The sequence below is a fragment of the Pedobacter sp. AC163 genome, assembly GCF_979258665.1.
The window spans coordinates 5,130,467-5,149,830 of the sequence record NZ_OZ409872.1; the positions used below are offsets into that span (position 1 = coordinate 5,130,467).

Here is a 19,364-nt window from a genome sequence, read left to right on the forward strand (position 1 = left end):
TTCAACTTTAGTTTACGTGCTCATTTGTGTTAACAGGATTTTTGGGGATGTGTACCATAAATTCGGTGCCTGAACCGAGATGTGAATTTACTTCAATATTCCAACCATGCAAATCAAGGCACTGTTTAACATAATATAGTCCCAAGCCCAAGCCAGAAACAGTTTTTTCACGGTCTGCTCTAAAAAATTTATCAAATAGCTTTGGCTTGCTACTTTCTTCTATGCCTTTGCCATTATCCGCGATGTGGAGGGTATAGTCATTATCATTTTCAGTAATAAAAATGGAAGTTTTTTTAGCGGTACTTTGATTGTGTTTAAAAGAGTTATCGAGCATGTTTTGCAGCATCGTTGTAAAAACAAATGGGTCGATTACTAGCAAAATTTCATGGTGATAGGGATCAAAAGTAAGGGAATGTGGTTCTTCAACTTTGATACTAAAATCGTTAACAATAGTGAGCACCATATAATTCAGATCGGTTTCTTCCAGGTTGATGTTGTTGTTTATTTCAGAAATTTCGAGCATCTGATTGATGTGAGAATGCAACCGCATTGCTTGTCGTTCCACAATATGAACCAAAGCTTTTACCCGGCTCCTGTCGTTTAGCACTTCCTCTTCATCCAGGCTTTTGCTGGCTACTAAAATGGTCGTAATTGGGGTATTAAACTCATGTTTGATGCTGTTTAAAAAGTCTGATTTTACCTCAGCCTCTTTCTTCTGGCGCATCCAATTGATGTAGGTGTAATAATTTATCCCCACAATTATTACAATGCATAAGGCCACCAGCAAGAACGTTGGAAGCATTTCCATCGCCACTTTTAATGGTCTACCTGGAGCATCAACAAACAAATTAAAGGTAATGCGATAATCGTAAACCAATGTTCCGCTCACAGAGAGATTAGTTACGCGATTTTGGCTATTCGGGCTAGCGAGCGTGCCGTCGATAATTACCCCAAAAGGATTTACAGCTGGGAGTAAAGTTTCATTGTCGCTTTTCTGTTTAAAGATGAACACGTTTCCCATTTTCTTGGTAAAAGTAAGTTCAATGGATTCGAAAGTAAGCAGATACTGAAGGTTAGCATCTAAGCCGTTACGCTTAACAATTGATTTAAAGATGCTATCCATCGAGCTATTTGCTCTCAGGTTCAGCAATAACGTATCACTCACTTTTTGTGATAAGGCTTTAAATTCATTTTTATTGGCATAGTAGGCAGATTTAAGCCGCGACATATTCCTGGATAAAATGGTATCGATGATCTTTCCGCCGCCAGGATACAACTTATCATCAGAAATACTCCGCCCATATTCATCATTAATCAAAGTTTTATCCTTGATGCTGTATTCTCTATCGCGAAGCATGTAAGTATTGTAGGTTAATCTCAGCTGAACCAAAAGCAGGATGAGAAAACTAACCAATACGACGGATTTATAGATGCGATCTTTCATTTTATGCCTAAAAATAGGTCTATTATTCCGAAATATTATGCTGTTAAGTTTTTGTTAGGCTTTTGTTAGGTTTCCGTTAGATAAATTATTGCCTTAGCCACACTAGCTTTGGATTATAGAAACATCGATTGCTCCTGTGCGTTGATTTACAGTGAATTGTAACCGATCAGTTGTTTCTTAAATGAACCTTTAAAAACCCTACAAACCTAAATTTCCAGTAAAGATGACTATTAAAAAAATCATAGCGCTTCTCCTTTTCGTTTCAGCACTGACTTCTGTTGAGCAGGTTTCTGCCCAACAAAATGCAAAAAAGAAAAACTTAACCGATTTACAACAAGATTTTGTTGATCTGGGTTTAGGCATGTTCATCCACTACGGTATGCCAACTTTTATGGATCAGGATTGGTCTGATCCAGATGCAGCGCTTAATTTGTTTCAATCGCCAAAGCTTGATGCCGATCAATGGGCGAAAGCGGCAAAGTCTGCAAATATGACTTACGGTTGCTTAACTACCAAACATCATAGCGGTTTCCCAATCTGGAATACCAAAACAACCAGTTACAATGTGATGAATACGCCACTTAAACGCGATGTGGTTAAGGAATATGCTGATGCGTTTCGGAAGAATGGCTTAAAAGTGATGTTGTACTATTCTATTTTGGATACCCATAACGGTATACGTCCAAACCAAATTACGCCTGCCCATATCAAATTAATTAAAGAGCAGATTACGGAGTTGTTAACCAATTATGGAGAGATTACTGCACTGGTTATTGATGGATGGGATGCCCCATGGTCGAGAATATCTTATGATGATGTTCCTTTCGAAGATATCTACTATCTGATTAAATCTTTACAGCCAAACTGTTTGGTAATGGATTTAAATGCAGCTAAGTACCCAACGGAAGCACTCTTTTATACAGATATCAAATCTTATGAGCAAGGAGCCGGACAGTTTATCTCTAAAGAAAGCAACAAATTACCTGCTTTAGCTTGCCTTCCTTTACAACAAAATTGGTTCTGGAAAACATCATTTCCAACTACGCCTGTTAAAGATGTAAATGAGTTGGTTAACAAATTCATTATCCCATACAATGGTGCTTATTGCAACTTTATTTTAAATGTTGCTCCGAATAAAAATGGTTTGATCGATGATAATGCCCTTGCCGCATTAAAAGAAATGGGAAAACTTTATAAGCCTTCTGCTAATCCACCAAAATTGCCACAACATCCGGCGCCAATTATTTCAAGCAACATTGCAAAAGGCGTAATTAGTAACAGTACCTGGAGTGATGATATGAATATCATGGATTTTGCAAACGACGATAATTTCAGGTCGAGCTGGTCTTCTAATCCTACTGTTAAAGCACCATGGTACGAGGTAAAGTTTGAAAAATCAATGCCTTGCAACATGATTGTGATTACTGCGGGTAATTCTTCTGGTGCCAGATATGATCTGGAATACTTTGCAGATGGCAAATGGCTACCACTAAAAGCACAAGCAGCTGGAGAGAAAAAGGTGAGCATTTTCAGATTTGAGAGAATCTGGTGTGAGAAAATCAGGGTGAACCTTTCTGGTTTTAAACATGCGCCGGCAATAGCAGAGTTCGCCGTATTTAATGAACGCAATTAAGTGCCAACCCTCCAATTTACCTCAATATTAAATTACGCTTAATACGCTATACTCATGAAATTTAAAACGCTTTTATTACTGTCAGGATTCTTGCCCTTGTTTGCACTTGGGCAAGCAAACGACTTCACGCTATCCGGCAAAATTGGAAACCTTAGTAAGCCTGCAAAAGCTTACCTAGATTATATGGATAACGGCGTGAGCCACGAAGATTCGACCGAAGTGGTGGATGGAGCCTTCCAGTTTACAGGGCCGCTTTCAGGAGTGGCAAATGCCAGACTGGCGTTGGATCATGATGGTGGAGGAAAGCAAAAAGCAATCTATACCGGCGACGTGGTTTATATCTACTTCGGTAAGGAAAAGGTTGTTTTCACTTCAAAAGACTCTTTACAAAATGCTGTTGTGAGTGGTTCGAAAGTTTACGATGAATTTGTAGCGTACAACAAACAAATCGGCGGAACCATCATGGCGCTAACAAAAGCTGTAAATGCAGATTTTAATAGCGGTACGCCAGAACAACAGCGAGACTCTGCTTACATTAAAGCGGTAGATGCCCGTTTCAGGAACAACATCAAAGCTAGAGAGGCAAAGCAGTTCTTATTTGCCAAAACACATCCAAATTCATATTTCGGTTTAGTCGCTTTGTCCGAATCAGCTGGAACCAGTGTAGATGTTGCCAAAGTTTCGCCGGTTTATCAGGCACTTGCGCAAAACCTGCGAGATACGGATATGGGAAAAGAGTTGGCCCAGCGAATTGCTGCAAATAGCGCCACCGCAATTGGTTCATCTGCACCCTTATTTTCTCAAAATAATGTGATTGGCAAACCCGTATCGCTTGAGCAGCTAAGAGGAAAAGTTGTCCTGCTAGAGTTTTGGGCAAGCTGGTGTGGTCCATGCAGAGCAGAAAATCCCAACCTGGTGAAAGACTATAGTAGATATAAAGAAAAAGGTTTCGAAATTCTTGCGGTATCGTTAGATCAATCAAAAGAAAACTGGTTAAAAGCCATTGAACAGGATGGGTTACCATGGCTTCATGTTTCCGATTTAAAAGGCTGGAACAATGAAGTTGGCCGATTATACGGAATACGGGCAGTACCAGCCAACTTCCTTTTAGATAAGTATGGAAAAGTGATCGCCAGCAATTTGAGGGGCGAAGATTTGAATAAGAAATTAGCTTCACTATTTAATTAATTCCTGATAACGAGTTTATTATGCGATTCAAGAGTATTGTGCTTCTTCGTTGGTTTTCGATCTTTGGTCGTGTCGCTTTATGCTGCATCCTGAGTACCCTAACAAGCTATGCACAAAAAAATGGCGCAAAAGTATTGGAACAGCATGTTGCATCAGCGGTGGATAAAGCTTACTCGGCAAGTGTGCGAATTTGGGGTTTCGATACGGTAAGAAATGAACGTACTTCCGCACAGTTTAGCGGGGTTGTGGTAAGTGGCGAAGGCTATATTCTAACCGCCGCACATGTTATTCAGCCAGGTAAAAGTTACAAAGTTTTCTTCCCTGATGGAAAAGATGTTATCGCTGTGGCACTCGGAAGAATAGATGTGAAAGAAACTCCAGGCATACCAGATGTTGGCATGATGAAGATTACAGGTAATGGAAATTGGCCATACGCTGCAATGGGATTTTCGTCCTCGTTGAAGAATGGTGAAGCTTGCCTCAGCATTTCTTATCCCGAGAGTCTTAATCAGGAATTGCCCACTATTCGTTTCGGGAAGATTTTAGATGTAAAAAACCAGTATGGATTTGTACAGTCGTCTTGCAAAATGGAACCTGGCGACTCTGGCGGACCATTATTTGACCTTGATGGAAAAGTAGTTGCGATTCATAGTGCCATTGACGTTTCGGAAGATATGAATTTTGAGATACCGGTAGATATTTACCGGAAATATTGGTCGGCCCTGAAGTTAGAAAAAAATTACAGTGCATTGCCAGCTACTGCTGATAACAGCACCGAAAATTCTCCTCACCTCAGCCCAAACAAAAAGTACGCTTTTAACGAATTAGGTACAGATCAAAATGCTAAGCAAGCATTTCTGGTGGTTAATAGTTTTATAGACGGGGAGCAGCTGGAGGTGTCAGCGAGTGTATTTAACCTAAGAAACAATCTTGGTAAACCGGTGCAGATTTTGGTGAGCAAGAGCAGTATGATTGGCGATTCTGCCCATCTTGTTTACGAGGGCAAATTTTACGACCTGAACATTTTAGCCCGTGATCAAACCAATGATCTCGTCATGCTAGCGACTACCAAACACTTTAAGCATGGAGTAAAGTTGGACAGTAACTACAACGTTAATAACCCGAAGTTGAAGGGCAAATTTGTTTTTACAAAGCAGGCAGATGGTAAAATGGTGGCCAGCATCATCGGAAGCGAGGAGATCACTTTGCCCAAAATAATGAGTCAGCCACTTTTGGGTGCAATGGTGGTGTATGAATCTAGTCCGGCGGTTTTTTCACTGATTAAACAAAAAAGCCCTGCGGCAGCACTGGGACTTGAGGTAGGTGACGAGCTGGTGAGCTTCGGTGGGCAGGAACTAAAAAGTAGCAAGGAATTTGCAGCTGCGGTTTCTCACTACTGGCCTGCTGATCAAGTGCCAATAAGCTGGAAAAGAAAAGAAAAGCTTTACAATGGAACGGTCACTTTTGCATGGCAGGCACAAAATGTTTCGAAGCATCTGGTAGATCGGTTTGCCGGCGGGAAATCAAAAAGGAGAGATGGTTTTGATTCCGTTTATACTCATGACTTAGCGTTGTTGCCCCAACAAATAGGAACTTCTGTTTACGATTTAGAAGGGAATTTTGTGGGAATTAACATCGCAAGGTTTAGCCGGGCTTCCACATTGATCATGCCTTCCTATAAAATTGCAGCTTTCATTCATCAATATAAATTTAAAACCCACTCCTAATTGCAGCCTATGATGTAACCATTACAAGTAACCAATTAACTGTGCTGATGATTCAGTAAAAATAAACTATAACCAACCAAACTTATGAACCAAAATTTTACTATTCGGGTAAGGCGCAGGCCTTATTCAGGAAACCTGTGGATACTATTTGCCATTCTCGGCATCGGAATTCTACAACTTATAAACCCTGCGATGGCGCAACAGGGCACCTCATTTAAAATCACGGGAACCGTTAAAGATTCTCTTGGATTGGGTATACCAGGCGTAAGCTTGCAGGTAAAAGGACAAAGCAATATGGGTAGCGTTACCGATGGCGATGGAAAATTTACCTTGAACGCCATTGCCAATGCAACAGTCGTGGTGTCTTCAGTAGGTTTTAAAACCAAAACATTTATCGCCAGTGTGGATAAAACTAGGGTAGACCTGATTTTAAGCAGCGATGATAATAACCTGAGCGATGTTGTGGTCACTGCTTTCGGAAAGAAAGAACGCAGGGAAGCAATGGTCGGATCGGTAACCAGTATCACGCCATCTAAACTAAAAATTCCATCAAGTAATTTAACCAATGCAATGGCCGGACAAATTGCGGGTGTAGTGGCTTATCAGCGCAGCGGACAGCCCGGCCTTGATAATTCGTCATTTTTCATTAGAGGGGTAACTACTTTTGGATATAAACAAGATCCCTTGATTTTGGTAGATAACGTAGAACTTACTGCCAATGATCTTGCCCGTTTACAGGTTGATGATATCGCTAGTTTCTCTATTCTGAAAGATGCCAGTGCAACCGCACTATATGGCGCCAGGGGTGCGAACGGAGTAATATTGGTCACCACCAAAGAAGGTGTGGAGGGCAATGCAAAGGTAAATGTGAGGTTCGAGAATTCTATTTCACAATCCACCCAAAACCTGGATATTGCTGATCCGATTACATTTATGAAGATGTATAACGAAGCAATTACCACCCGTAATCCGCTGGGCGTTCCTCGTTTTACCCAAAATGATATCTTTAACCGTGAGCAAACCATTAACAATGCTCCGGGAAGCAATAAATATGTTTATCCGGCAGTAAACTGGATTGATGAATTATTTAAAGAAAGTACAAATAACCAGCGTTTAAACGGAAGTGTGAGTGGTGGCGGCAAGGTAGCCAGATATTATATAGGAACATCTTATAACCGTGATAATGGAATTTTAAAGGTGAGTCCAGTCAACAATTTCAATAACAATGTGAAGCTGGAAAATTATCAGCTGCGCTCTAACGTGAATATCAACGTAACAAAAACTACCGAAATTGTGCTGAGGCTTTCGGGTACTTTTGATGAGTATAACGGTCCAATTACAGATGATGGCTCATTCTCTGCCGATCTGTACAAAAAAGCGTTGCATACCAGTCCGGTACTTTTTCCAGCATTTTACCCTGCTGATCCTTCGACAGGTATCGACACGCACATCTTGTTTGGGAACAGCTCAACAGAAGGCACTGGTAACACCGTGGGTTATTCAAATCCTTATGCAGACATGATGAAAGGCTATAAGTCGTTTTCAAGATCCAGAATGTCGGCTCAGCTTGAACTTAATCAGGATTTAGGATTTTTAACAAAAGGCCTTTCGTTTAAGGGTATGTTTAATACCAACAGATATTCGTATTTCGATTTAACAAGACAATATTCTCCGTTCTTTTACAATGTTGCCTCTTACGATAGAATCAGCAATCAATATTCGTTAAACTGGATCAATAATCAGCCAGGGCAGGCCTCAGAATATTTGAGTTTTGAGCCAGGCTTTAAGGATGTGAACACTTTTGTTTACATGCAGGGGGTGATAGATTATTCGAGACAATTGGGTAACAAACACAATATCAGCAGTACCATTATTGCCACCAGGCAACAACGGCTATATGCAAACGCAACTGATCCGCAAACTAATTTACCAAGTTTACAATATTCACTTCCTTACCGAAATGTGGGCATATCTGGTCGTTTAGGCTACTCTTATGATAGCCGTTATTTCGCCGAATTCAATTTTGGATACAATGGTTCAGAGCGTTTTGCCGAGAAGAACAGGTTTGGTTTCTTTCCGACCATTGGCGGCTCATGGGTAGTATCAAACGAAGCATTTTGGAATGCAGATGTTAAAAAGGTGATGAATAAGTTAAAGTTTAGGGCCAGTTATGGCTTGGTGGGTAATGATGCGATTGGTGCGCAACGCTTTTTCTATCTCTCGAATGTGAATTTAAATGGCGGCAATCCAGCTTTCTTTGGTCAAAATAATGGCGTTACCCGTCCGGGTGTAAGCATTACAAATTATGCAAACGATGCAGTAACCTGGGAAACATCTCGCCAAACGAACATTGGTTTAGAGATGAGCTTTTTTAACAGCCTGAACATTATCGCGGAGGTTTACAAACAACATCGTTATAATATTTTAATGGAAAGAGCTTCGATTCCCACCAGTATGGGTTTAGAATCAGCAGTGAGTGCAAATTTGGGTACAGCTGATTCGAGAGGGATAGATTTCTCTGCCGATTACAGCAAAACTTTCCGCGGTGGCTTCTGGATGTCAGGCAGAATGAACTTCACGTTCTCGCAAAATAAATATGGTCAATACGAACAACCGGCTTACCGCGAACCTTGGAGAATACTTTCCGGTCAAAAAATCGGCGTACGCTGGGGTTACATCGCCGAACGTTTATTTGTGGATGATCAGGAGGCTGCGGCATCGCCGGCACAGCTTTTCGGTTCAGGCGCTTCTGCACCAAAAGGTGGAGACATTAAATACACCGACCTGAACAATGATGGCAAAATTACCGAGGCCGATCAGGTTTTCCTTGGTTTGCCATCTACACCAGAAATTGTGTATGGAGCAGGTTTATCTATGGGTTTCAAGAAGATCGATTTGTCGATGTTTTTCCAGGGCGTAGGCAGAACCAGCTTTTTCATTAATCCATCTGATGTGAGTCCATTTTTACAGAACCGCCAGGTGCTACAGGTTTTTGCCGATAGCCATTGGACAGAAGAAAACCAGGATTTATATGCTAAATATCCACGTTTGGGTACTACCGCACCAGAGATTAGCAACAATTTGCAAACGAGCTCGTGGTGGATGAGAGACGGTGCTTTTATCCGTTTAAAATCGGTTGAAATTGGTTATACCTTCCCTGATAAACTGGCGAAAAAGGCTTTCCTTTCAAACTGTAGAATTTACTTTAATGCCTTGAATCCATTTACATGGAGCAGGTTTAAAGATTGGGATCCGGAGTTGGCTTCGAACGGCTTTAGCTATCCTATCCAGAAAGTATATAACATTGGAATCAACGTAAATCTTTAAGCAGATCACATGAAACTCAATTATAAAATAATCATACTGATCGCAATTGTTGCGGGTATGGTGCAATCCTGCAAAAAATACCTCGATGTTACGCCAGATAATGTGGCCACCATCGATTACGCTTTCAGAAATAGAAATGAGGCGGAGAATTATCTTTTCACCTGCTATTCTACCTTGCAAAATATGGTGCCATCTAACAATGATGCAGCCTTTACCACTTCTGGTGAAATTTATTTTCCAAATACGCTTACCGAAGCTACCTTAGGGAACAGGGAAGCAGAACAAGGTTTCCATTTAATTAGAGGGGTACAGAATACCGACAATCCATCGCTCAATTACTGGGATGGGGAGCAACTTGGCCAACCTATTTTTAAAGCGATTAGAAGGTGCAATATATTTTTAGAAAATATTAGCAAACCAAAAGATTTACCGCAGTTTGAGCGAAACAGGTGGATTGCTGAAGTGAAATTTTTAAAAGCCTACTATCATTTCTATCTGCTCAGAATGTATGGTCCTATTCCTTTGATAAAAGATAATTTGGCAATTGATGCTGGAACAGAAGAGGTGCGGGTAAAGCGTGAACCAGTCGATGCCTGTTTTCAATACATCACCTCGCTATTGGATGAGGCCACGCCAGATTTACCAAGAACAATACAGGATCCGGCACAAAGTTTAGGCAGAATTACGCAACTAATTTCTCTTACTTTAAAAGCGGAGATTCTGACCACTCAGGCAAGTCCGCTTTTTAATGGAAACCGTGATTATGCCAGTTTCAAAGATAAAGACGGCGTAAATCTTTTTCCTGCAGCTTTTCAGGCAGAAAAATGGTCGAAAGCGATGTTGGCGTGTCAGGAAGCGGTAAAGGCATGTGAACAAAGCAATATGTCCCTTTATCACTTTGTTTCTCCGGGTAATCTTCCAACTATTCCTGCGCCGCTAAAAACGGTTATGGATATCAGGCAGAGTATAACCGAAAACTGGGAAAAAAATTCGGAGGTGATCTGGGCGTTAAATTCAACTTTCAACCTGCAATCTATGGCAATGCCAAGATTAACAGCTGCGATGGTACAGAATATGGGCGGAGCGCCTGGAAACTTTGCCGTGCCTATTGGGATGGCTGAACTTTTCTATTCAAAAAATGGCGTTCCAATTAACGAAGATCCAGGTTACGATTATCGCGGAAGGTATTCCGTTGCAACAGTTGCTGCAGATCATAAATATTATATGAAAAGCGGTTATCAAACCATTAAAATGCACATGGATAGAGAGCCGAGATTCTATGCAGATTTATCTTTTGATGGAAGCTGTTTCTTTGGAAACGGTCAAACCGATCCTGAAAATATGTTATTTGTTCAAGCCCGTGGCGCAACCTCTATCGCTGGCCCTAAGGATAACATTCGAGTAAATGTATCGGGTTACTGGCCAAGTAAACTGGTAAACTATCAATCCGTTTTCGGAACTGAAGTTACTCAGGCAGGTTTTAAACTGCCGCTGATGCGCTTAGCTGGCCTGTATTTACTTTACGCAGAAACGCTTAATGAAGTAAACGGACCATCGGCAGAAGCCTATAGTTACATTGATAAAGTTCGTGCCCGTGCTGGTTTAAAAGGTGTTCAGGAATCGTGGTCGTTATATTCATCAAATCCGGGTAAGGCGGCTTCTAAAGATGGTTTAAGAGCTATCATCCAACAGGAGAGAAGAATTGAGCTCTGCTTCGAAGGACGTATCGGCTGGGATCTTCGCCGCTGGAAAATTATTCAGGATGTTTTAAGCAAACCATTGCAAGGCTGGAACATTCAGGATGCTACGCCTGAAGGTTATTACAGACAGCGAAATCTCGTGATTCCATCCTTCGGCCTTAAAGATTATTTATGGCCAATAAAATATAACGACTTAATTGTCAATCCAAATCTTGTTCAAAACCCTTACTGGTAATTTAAAAACTAAGATGATGAAAACGAATTCAATAAGATATATTGGTTGGAGCATGGTGCAGCTTATGGCTGCCCTGCTTCTTCTATGCTCGCTTAATGCGTGTAAAGAAACAGAAGGTTTTAACGATGTGGTATCTCAGGATATGGCGAAACCGGGCATCATTACCGGTGTGCGGGTAGATAACCAGGCTGGAGCGGCAGTGCTTTCTTATCAGCTGCCCAATTCTGGAAACCTACTTTATGTACAGGCAGAATACCGGATCAATTCGCGTACAGTACGCCAGTCTAAAGCTTCTTATTACAGCGATACCTTGAGGGTAGAAGGTTTTGAAAAAGCCGCTGATTATGAAGTAACGCTTTACGCAGTATCGCGTGCGAATGTTAAAAGCGATCCTGTTAAAGTTAATGTAAGGCCAACCACCCCGGCTTACCTGATGGCTTATCCCACTATCCAACTTCAGGCCGATTTTGGTGGTGTAAATATCTCGGCCACTAATCCATCAAAAAAAGCAATTGGGGTTATTGTTATTTCTAATGATAAAACTACTGGAAAATTATTGCCTGTAGAACAGTTTTACACAGAAGCTGAAACCATAAATTTCAGTGTACGCGGTTTTGATACGTTAAAGAGAGATTTCGGCGTGTACGTTACAGATAGATGGGGAAATATTTCTGATACGCTGTACAAGTCTATCAATCCTATTTTCGAAACGCTTGTTCCAAAAACAAGGTTTAGCGAGTATCGCCTGGCTTCAGATTCTCCTTTAGGTGCTACCAGTTTGGGATGGAATACCACCAGGTTATGGGATAACAATACCAGCGACCCTGGCTGGCATACCGAGGCTGGATTTGGTAAGCCTTTACAGCTTTGTACTTTCGATATGGGCGTTTTAGCTAAGTTGAGCCGATATAAGTTATGGGAGCGGGGCGAAGCTTATGGAAATGATTATTCTTATAATCATGGTAACCCAAAAACGTGGACACTCTGGGGTTCATCTAAAACGGCTCCTGTAGATACAAATTTACCAACTACCTCTGCAAAAGGTACCGTAGTGGGTGACTGGGTAAATCTCGGCAACTTCACCTGTCCGCCGCCGCCTTCGGGCAATGCACCAGGGCAAACCACCCCTGCAGATTTAGCAGCCGTAAAAGCTGGTTTCGAGTTTAATATCAGCATTGATGCGCCGAAAGTTAGATTTATCAGGCTAGCTGTAAACAGTACCTGGGGCAATGCAGATTTTGCTCACGTAATGGAACTATCATTTTGGGGAAATACCAATTAAAAGGAAAACATGGCAACTAAAAATATAACGCGGATTTTATTAGCCTTTGTGGCTATCGCATTTTTTTACGGATGTAGTAAAGATGCGCTTGATTATAAAGATTATTTAGACGGTAAGGAAAAAATTTATCCCGGTTTCCCTGAAAAGGTAACCGCATCACCAGGAAACTATCGTATTAAGCTTACCTGGAAGGCCAGTCCTGATCCAAGTGTAAGCCGCTATATGATTTATTGGAACAATGCACAAGATTCACTGGCATTGCAGGCGCCAGACCGGTCGGTGACTAACGTTTCAGTAATCATTTCAAATCTGGTAGAATACAATTATTCATTTACCATTTACTCATTTGATAAAGCTGGAAATAAATCCGTTCCGGTTCAGATTAACAATGTTAAAGTGTATGGAGATAGCTATAAAACCAGTTTAACCAATCGTTTCCTGGTGGCTAGTGCGCCTTACCAGCTTGATGACAATGGCATCACTTTGCAGTTTGAACGCCCCGATACGATCAACATCAGCACCGAAATCCGATATACTTACAAAGATGGAACCGTTCGCCAGGCAAAACTTGGGCCTGATGCAAATTCGATACGTTTAGCAGATTACAAGGTTGGCACCAAAGTGTATTTCAGGTCATCATATGTTCCTGTTCAATCTGCTATTGATACCTTTTATACCGCAGGTTTCGACTCTTTGGCTAATATCATGGTCCCGGTAGATAAATCGTTGTTTAAACCCTTAAAACTGACTAATGATGTAGGTACGTATAGCAGTGAAACTTCATTATCGCAATTATGGAATGGAAATAAGGCGCCAACAGGTTACCCTGATATTTTTCATAGTGATGATAGCACACCATTGCCTCACCACTTCACTTTTGATATGGGAAAACAGGTGGCAAACCTTGCCCAGTTTGAAATCATTGGTCGTGATTGCTGTAACAACCCAACTAAATTTGAAATCTGGGGGATTGCCGATTTAACAGGCGCCCAAACGCAATCGCCGGCAGATTCACCGGGATGGACCGCCGAATCTAATGGTCGCGGCTGGAAATTACTTAAAACGGTTGAACGAAGCGATGACGGATCTGCGCCTTTCAAAGTGGCCTTTCCTGATGGATTACCAACGGTAAGATATATTCGAATCAGGGTAATCTCTGTTGCCAGTGGCGATGCTTACTACAGCAACATTAGCGAAGTTTCTTTCTGGAACAAATAAAAGAAAGGGTGGGCACATTGATCTGAATGATCTTGCCCACCTTTATTTCTCATTGGATTATTGTTGGTCTTTTCACCAATTAATCCTCATCTCTGTCATTCTTTAAACACCTATTTTATACATGAACATTTTTTCTAGCGGAAATCATTTCTATTTCGTGCTGCTCCTTACTTTATTTTTTTCTTCAAAAGAAATACATGCCCAACAGTTAGCTGCTGATGTCTCTTCTACCAGTCAAAAGCCCCTCGATAGCCTATGGCAGGAACATTGGTTTGAGCATAAAAAGCAACTTGAGTTGGTAGGAAGTAATGATGATGTTGCGGTTTACTATGACGAGCAGATGCCAAACTCCGTACGCTGGCCAATAGGGGTGATGGGTAAGTGCTGGGCGTATGTAAAACAAAATTATGGTGCTTTTGGCGCTGATCCAAAATTATACATTATCCTCCATCAGGTAAATGGCAAAGATTATGGTGGTGGGCATCCTTCGCCATTTTTTGATCGAAGCCATGATTATAAAAACGTAATCGATTGTGGGCTTGGAAACTGGACTAATCCCGTAGGTGAGCAGATTGGTATGCCTATTCACGAAATGGGCCATATCGTTACCAGTGCCAGTCATGGTGCAAAAGGTTCGCCATCTGATGCGCTTTGGGGCGACAGTAAATTTATGGAAATCTTCAATTACGATGTACTGTTAAATATTGGAATGAGAGCAGAAGCGGAAAAAGTGTTTACACAAATGCAATCACAGTATGATGATTTTCCAAGAGCCGGAACGCAATGGTTTAAAAATTGGTTTTATCCGATCTATAGCGGTTATGGAAAGGGCAAAGTTTTAAACAAATATTTCGCTTTGCTGGCACAGCATTTTCCAAAAGGTAGGGGTAACCGCTTTCAACGTGATTTAAACTATGGGGAATTTGTTCATTTTTGGAGTGGGGCTGCGGGCGTGGATTTAAAGAAAACCGCTGAAAAAGCTTTTGGCTGGCCAATGGAATATGAACTCCAATTGCAACAAGCTAAAAAAGAGTTTTCAGGGGTGATTTATTGATCGTTTTCAGATCTTAAATATTCCTGTCAGTCAGTGAATTAGAAAAAGGTCTATCACATTTGGTCGACCAGTACGGTATTCGCGGTTGAAACGGTCTCAAAAAATGATCAGTTGTCTACTTTTTCGATCTTACTTTGAATGTTAAATATTACAAATCCATACGAATAATGATGATAAATGTCAAAAAAAAGCCTGTTTTGTAGTTGTAAACAGTCATTTTAGCTACTAAACGTTTAATTTTTTTTAAGTTTGAGACATGAACCGAGAAAAAGACGTTGTACCAAGTATTATGGGTATTGATACCCAGGATATTAAAATGATCGAATTAATTGCTGAAGGACGAACTTATAGTGAAATAAGCGAGGAACTTAAAGTAAAGCCAAGCAAAGTTGAAACCCTAAGAAAGCTTCTGATCAGCAAAACAAGAACGAGAAATACCGCTTCCCTGGTATCGTTTGCATATAGATATGGGTTACTAAAGGTATAACAGTTGAAAAAGTGTGGTTTAGTTTGTTACCAACAAAACCTTACTTCAAAACGTTACTTTTCTATCTGGAGATCAACCACTTCAACAATAGATACTTGAATATAATACGATACCTAATCTCAATCGAAATCATTTTCTTTCCATCAATAAATAAAGGGATTTATTTCATCAATAATCCCTTTATTTATTTACAAAATATTCCTTGTTTAATTCAAATCATCAGGTTTCGCCGCGATATATTGTTCAGCATTTTCTTGCCATTGCTTTTGCTCAGCTAACGGAGTTTCATCATCTTTAATCTGCTGATTTGCCGTTGTGTTATTTTGGTTAAGGAACTCAATAAGTGCTTTTGCGGTCGGGCCAGCGGATAACGGATTTTGACCTGTAATGAGCAAACCATCCGTTTCCACATGCGATAAAAATGGAACCAATGCCGTTTTAACTTCCGCACCTAGTTCCTCGAGTTTTGTTTGCAATAAAAAAGGAACATTTCCACTTCGACCCACCATCGTTTCTTCGGTGTTGCTAAAAGCAGAAATAGTTTTCCCTTTCAAAAAGCCTGGGCGTTGGTTTTCTGCGCTAATTAAAGCAGCTGGGCCATGGCAAACAGCAGCAACAGGTTTACCTGCATCAATAAAATCAAGAATCAAAATTCCGCTGTTGTTATCTTTAGCTAAATCCCAAATCGGGCCATGGCCTCCAGGATAAAACACGGCATCAAAATCCGAAGCATTCATCTGATTTAGCGGCTGCGTATGCGAAAATGCAGCTTTTGCAACCTCATCCTCTTGAAACCTTCTGTTTGCACCAGTAATATTTTCGGTGAGTTCACTCATAGGGTCAACCGGTGGTCTTCCGCCTTTTACACTCGCAAGCGTAACGTCAAATCCAGCATCAATAAATTCGTAATAGGGATCAGTAAATTCACCCAGCCATACGCCTGTCTTGCCATCGGTATTTTCCATCTCGCTGTGCGAGGTTAATATCATCAATATATTTTTCATTTCTCTTTATTTAATATCTTCTGCATCCAGTTCGTTTCCTTCCTCATCTATACGCTGATGCTCATCCCAATTCGTTTCTTCTTGTTTAGCTTGCGAATCACTAGGTTGCGTTTGTTCGTTCTCCGCCTCGTTGTTTTTGTCTTTTGGGTCTATCATAATTCTTAGTTTTAGTACATGGATAACAGTGCATAAGCTTTAAAGGTTCGCAAAAGTTTAAAACATGACAATTCTAATTGAGTCAATATATATCAACATCAGTTTAATTGGAAAGATACAACCTGCAAACTTTTTAGTGGATTGGAGAGTTTAAAGAGGTAAATATTAAATCATGATGAGCGAAATAAGCAAAGAAACGCAGGCAAAATTTGATCAAGGTGTTGTAGAATCAATATGGAGTGAAAATGGAGAACTTAGCTATGTAATTAAAGATGGCCTTAACATTGAAGAATATGCGATAGTGATTAAGGAGGTTTTGGAGTCGCAAAAAGAAATTGCGCATGACTTTGCCGGCACGGTTACAAACGAAAGTAGAACAGCATTTGCCAAATTTGAATATAAATCTGGCTGGTTTTTGGAAGGCTTAGCTGATGGCGAAATCGAATAATCAGTAATCATCGTTGAATTGTATGTGAGTTTATTTATAATCTCGATGACAAAAAGACAAGACGATCAGGTGCAGAGCAAAAAAGCTGCTGCATAGGTCGAGTCTCTTCAGTTGTTATATGCGACGATAAGCTGAATGATAGATTCGCTTGAACACGAGATTTTTGCTTTCAAAAGTCTATTTTCCGACCAATACCGTTCCTCCATCTGGCAGTAGCTTAATTTTCATTTGGTTGGTGCTGTTTAACAAAAGTTTATTGAGTTGAGGTTCACGGTTTGTGCCATCACTATAAACTTGCAGACTTTTATTCGTTAGCATTGGTAAGGCAATATCAATTTCTTTTTCAGTTTTTTCGGCATTAATAGCAGCAATGTACCAGGTATCTTGATGGCGACGGGCGAGTACTACAAATTTACCAGGATAACCAGCCAGGAAAATCGTTTCATCCCAGGTGGTGGGTACGTTCTTCATAAAATCAATCACATGGGCAGGCATATCCGTCAAGTTATTTGGAGTGATGCCAAAATTTTGCACAGGTGTTTGAAACAAGATAGCGGTTGCCAGCTGAAAGCTTTCAGTAGTTTTGCGTATTTTCCCTCCGTTATTCTCTTTGTTATGAAGTTTATTCAGCAACACAGGACCAAAATCCATGGCGCCTACAGCATTTCTAATAAATGGGTGTAAACTGGCGTTATATGCCTCATTATCATTTGCTGCTTGCGTAAAAATTAGGTTTTCTGAGGCCAATACTGCCTCACTACCTACAAAATTCGGATACATCCTTTCCCAGCCACGCGGCAAGGTACAGCCATGAAAAATTACGCTAAGCCCATAAGTATTGGCATCCGACAAAATATCTTCATAAAGCTTCATTGTTTCCTGCTTGTCGCCACCAAAGAAATCCACCTTAATTCCTTTTATCCCGATGCTTTGCATCCATGCCATTTCCTTTTTTCTGGCAGAAGCACTGTTCATTTTGTTTTTTGGCGTCTGTGGCGCATCGTTCCAAAAACCATTTGAGTTGTACCATAAACAAACACCCACGTTTTTACCTTTGGCATATTTTGCCAGCGCTTCAATTTTTTCTTTGCCGATTTTGGCATCCCACCAATTGTCTACCAATACAAATTCATAACCCATGGCCGATGATAAATCAACAAACTTTTTCTGGTCATCGAAATTGATGCTGTTATCTTGCCATAGTAACCAGCTCCAGGTAGAACGGCCGAAGCTGTAGTTTTTTGAAGCCTGATATTGAGGTTCTACAACATCAAATGGGATGGTCGTTTCTACAATCGGTTTCAAATCGTTGCCAACGGTAATGGTTCGCCATGGCGTATAACCTGGAAGCGACATTGCTGGTTTAGCATTTCCTAATCCATTGTTTTCTCCCATTTCCGGAAAAGCAATTTGATACAACCCATCTTTGGTACCCTCGCTAAGTTTTGATCCGCAGTACAAACTGTTTACGCCAGTTTCCGATATCAGCACCCAGCCTTTATTGCCCAAGTGAAAAAGACCAGGAAAGGTATATCCAACGCCATATTTGGAAGCTGTCCCCATCGGTTGATCGGCAATATATTCTTCCTCGTAGCTGGGTTTGGTTTTCATCCAGCCAATCATTGGGCTGGCTTGTGGTGTTAAAAATGTTGTGGTAGCTGCATGGAAGTTGAAACCGCTCAATTCTTTTTCTACTGTAAAATTAGCGGGTTCGCCAACCTGCGGAATGTAGTAACGGAAAGCTATATTGTTATTGCTCACCTGAAAAATTACCTGTAGTTCGTTTTTATTCGCGGTTGCAAATTTGCAAGTAAGCTCATTGGCCTGGTACCTAACAGTGCTTTTTTTGATTTTGGCTTCCGAATAAGTCTCGTCAATAGAACGCGACTGCTGGCTTACAAAATTTAAGCCGGCAGACAAATCTACTTTCGTACCCTTTAAACCCAAAGGAGATTTTTCAAGCATTTGTGTGCCTGCAAAGTTCACTTCGTAAAAAATTTTTCCATCTGTTAAAGTAAGTTTAACGTTAAGTTTTTTATCAGGACTAGAAACCATTAGTTCTTGAGCTGATGATGCTAAAAAACTAAATAGAAGTAAGCATGCACAAGAAATTTTTTTGAACGAAGTCATAAAATATTCGATTAGATAAAATTGGTTAAACCAAACACTAAATGGTCAGCTTTATAGCAATTGCTTACCCTTACGCGAAAATTGATTTGAACAAAATCGGTTTTTAGCGCTTGTCTGGCTGGTTTTAATATTTGGTTTTATGGCAGAAAAAGTACGGATAATTTTTTAAATGTCACTAACACGTTTATAATTACCTGATTTTTAATGCAGAGCAGCTGATAACTTTGTTGTGATTTAATCCTATTTGCTGATTAATGTATTGATAACAAGTATTTTAGCTGTCTTTTAAGGCTTAGCTTTAAAGAAAAATCGATAAAAAAAACTTCCATAA

At 40.5% G+C, this 19,364-nt stretch carries 14 protein-coding genes; 10 read left to right on the forward strand and 4 right to left on the reverse strand.

Annotated elements, in window-relative coordinates:
• Window positions 1–7: 7 nt before the first annotated feature.
• Window positions 8–1,444, reverse strand: a complete 1,437-nt coding sequence (locus ACZZZK_RS22285; RefSeq protein WP_463486059.1) for a sensor histidine kinase — start codon at window positions 1,442–1,444, stop codon at window positions 8–10.
• A 223-nt stretch (window positions 1,445–1,667) separates the two neighbouring features.
• Between ACZZZK_RS22285 and ACZZZK_RS22290 the strand changes: the two genes are divergently transcribed.
• The 9 genes from ACZZZK_RS22290 to ACZZZK_RS22330 all read left to right on the forward strand — a co-directional run bounded on the left by ACZZZK_RS22290 (window position 1,668) and on the right by ACZZZK_RS22330 (window position 15,295).
• Window positions 1,668–3,077, forward strand: coding sequence for an alpha-L-fucosidase (locus ACZZZK_RS22290; RefSeq protein WP_463486060.1), 1,410 nt, complete (start codon window positions 1,668–1,670; stop codon window positions 3,075–3,077).
• Window positions 3,078–3,131: 54 nt separating this feature from the next.
• Window positions 3,132–4,265: a redoxin domain-containing protein gene (locus tag ACZZZK_RS22295; protein ID WP_463486061.1), complete on the forward strand. Its 1,134-nt coding sequence runs from the start codon at window positions 3,132–3,134 to the stop codon at window positions 4,263–4,265.
• A 20-nt stretch (window positions 4,266–4,285) separates the two neighbouring features.
• Window positions 4,286–5,992 carry a trypsin-like peptidase domain-containing protein gene (locus tag ACZZZK_RS22300; protein ID WP_463486062.1) on the forward strand — a complete coding sequence of 569 codons (1,707 nt, stop codon included), beginning with the start codon at window positions 4,286–4,288 and terminating at the stop codon, window positions 5,990–5,992.
• An 84-nt stretch (window positions 5,993–6,076) separates the two neighbouring features.
• A complete protein-coding gene (locus ACZZZK_RS22305; RefSeq protein WP_463486063.1) occupies window positions 6,077–9,319 on the forward strand; it encodes a SusC/RagA family TonB-linked outer membrane protein in 3,243 nt (1,080 codons plus the stop codon).
• A gap of 9 nt (window positions 9,320–9,328) precedes the next feature.
• Entirely contained in the window at window positions 9,329–11,254 is a 1,926-nt protein-coding gene (locus ACZZZK_RS22310) for a RagB/SusD family nutrient uptake outer membrane protein (protein ID WP_463486064.1), read from the forward strand.
• Between the two features lie 13 nt (window positions 11,255–11,267).
• Window positions 11,268–12,536: a DUF5000 domain-containing lipoprotein gene (locus ACZZZK_RS22315; RefSeq protein ID WP_463486065.1), complete on the forward strand. Its 1,269-nt coding sequence runs from the start codon at window positions 11,268–11,270 to the stop codon at window positions 12,534–12,536.
• Between the two features lie 9 nt (window positions 12,537–12,545).
• The gene (locus tag ACZZZK_RS22320; RefSeq protein ID WP_463486066.1) at window positions 12,546–13,754 is read left to right on the forward strand and encodes a DUF4998 domain-containing protein; all 1,209 of its coding nucleotides are present in this window, start codon (window positions 12,546–12,548) and stop codon (window positions 13,752–13,754) included.
• A 121-nt stretch (window positions 13,755–13,875) separates the two neighbouring features.
• Window positions 13,876–14,808 (forward strand): hypothetical protein, encoded by a 933-nt coding sequence (locus ACZZZK_RS22325; RefSeq protein ID WP_463486067.1) that lies wholly within the window; start codon window positions 13,876–13,878, stop codon window positions 14,806–14,808.
• A gap of 256 nt (window positions 14,809–15,064) precedes the next feature.
• Window positions 15,065–15,295: a helix-turn-helix transcriptional regulator gene (locus ACZZZK_RS22330; RefSeq protein WP_056850087.1), complete on the forward strand. Its 231-nt coding sequence runs from the start codon at window positions 15,065–15,067 to the stop codon at window positions 15,293–15,295.
• A 206-nt stretch (window positions 15,296–15,501) separates the two neighbouring features.
• Here the strand turns inward: ACZZZK_RS22330 and ACZZZK_RS22335 are convergent, their stop codons facing one another.
• Window positions 15,502–16,299, reverse strand: a complete 798-nt coding sequence (locus ACZZZK_RS22335) for a type 1 glutamine amidotransferase domain-containing protein (protein ID WP_463486068.1) — start codon at window positions 16,297–16,299, stop codon at window positions 15,502–15,504.
• A gap of 6 nt (window positions 16,300–16,305) precedes the next feature.
• A complete protein-coding gene (locus ACZZZK_RS22340) occupies window positions 16,306–16,455 on the reverse strand; it encodes a hypothetical protein (protein WP_463486069.1) in 150 nt (49 codons plus the stop codon).
• A gap of 172 nt (window positions 16,456–16,627) precedes the next feature.
• Between ACZZZK_RS22340 and ACZZZK_RS22345 the strand changes: the two genes are divergently transcribed.
• Window positions 16,628–16,903 carry a hypothetical protein gene (locus ACZZZK_RS22345; protein ID WP_265801408.1) on the forward strand — a complete coding sequence of 92 codons (276 nt, stop codon included), beginning with the start codon at window positions 16,628–16,630 and terminating at the stop codon, window positions 16,901–16,903.
• 177 nt (window positions 16,904–17,080) lie between these two features.
• On the opposite strand, the gene ACZZZK_RS22350 is transcribed toward ACZZZK_RS22345, so the two are convergent.
• Window positions 17,081–19,033, reverse strand: coding sequence for a glycoside hydrolase family 97 protein (locus ACZZZK_RS22350; RefSeq protein WP_463486070.1), 1,953 nt, complete (start codon window positions 19,031–19,033; stop codon window positions 17,081–17,083).
• Window positions 19,034–19,364: the final 331 nt, after the last annotated feature.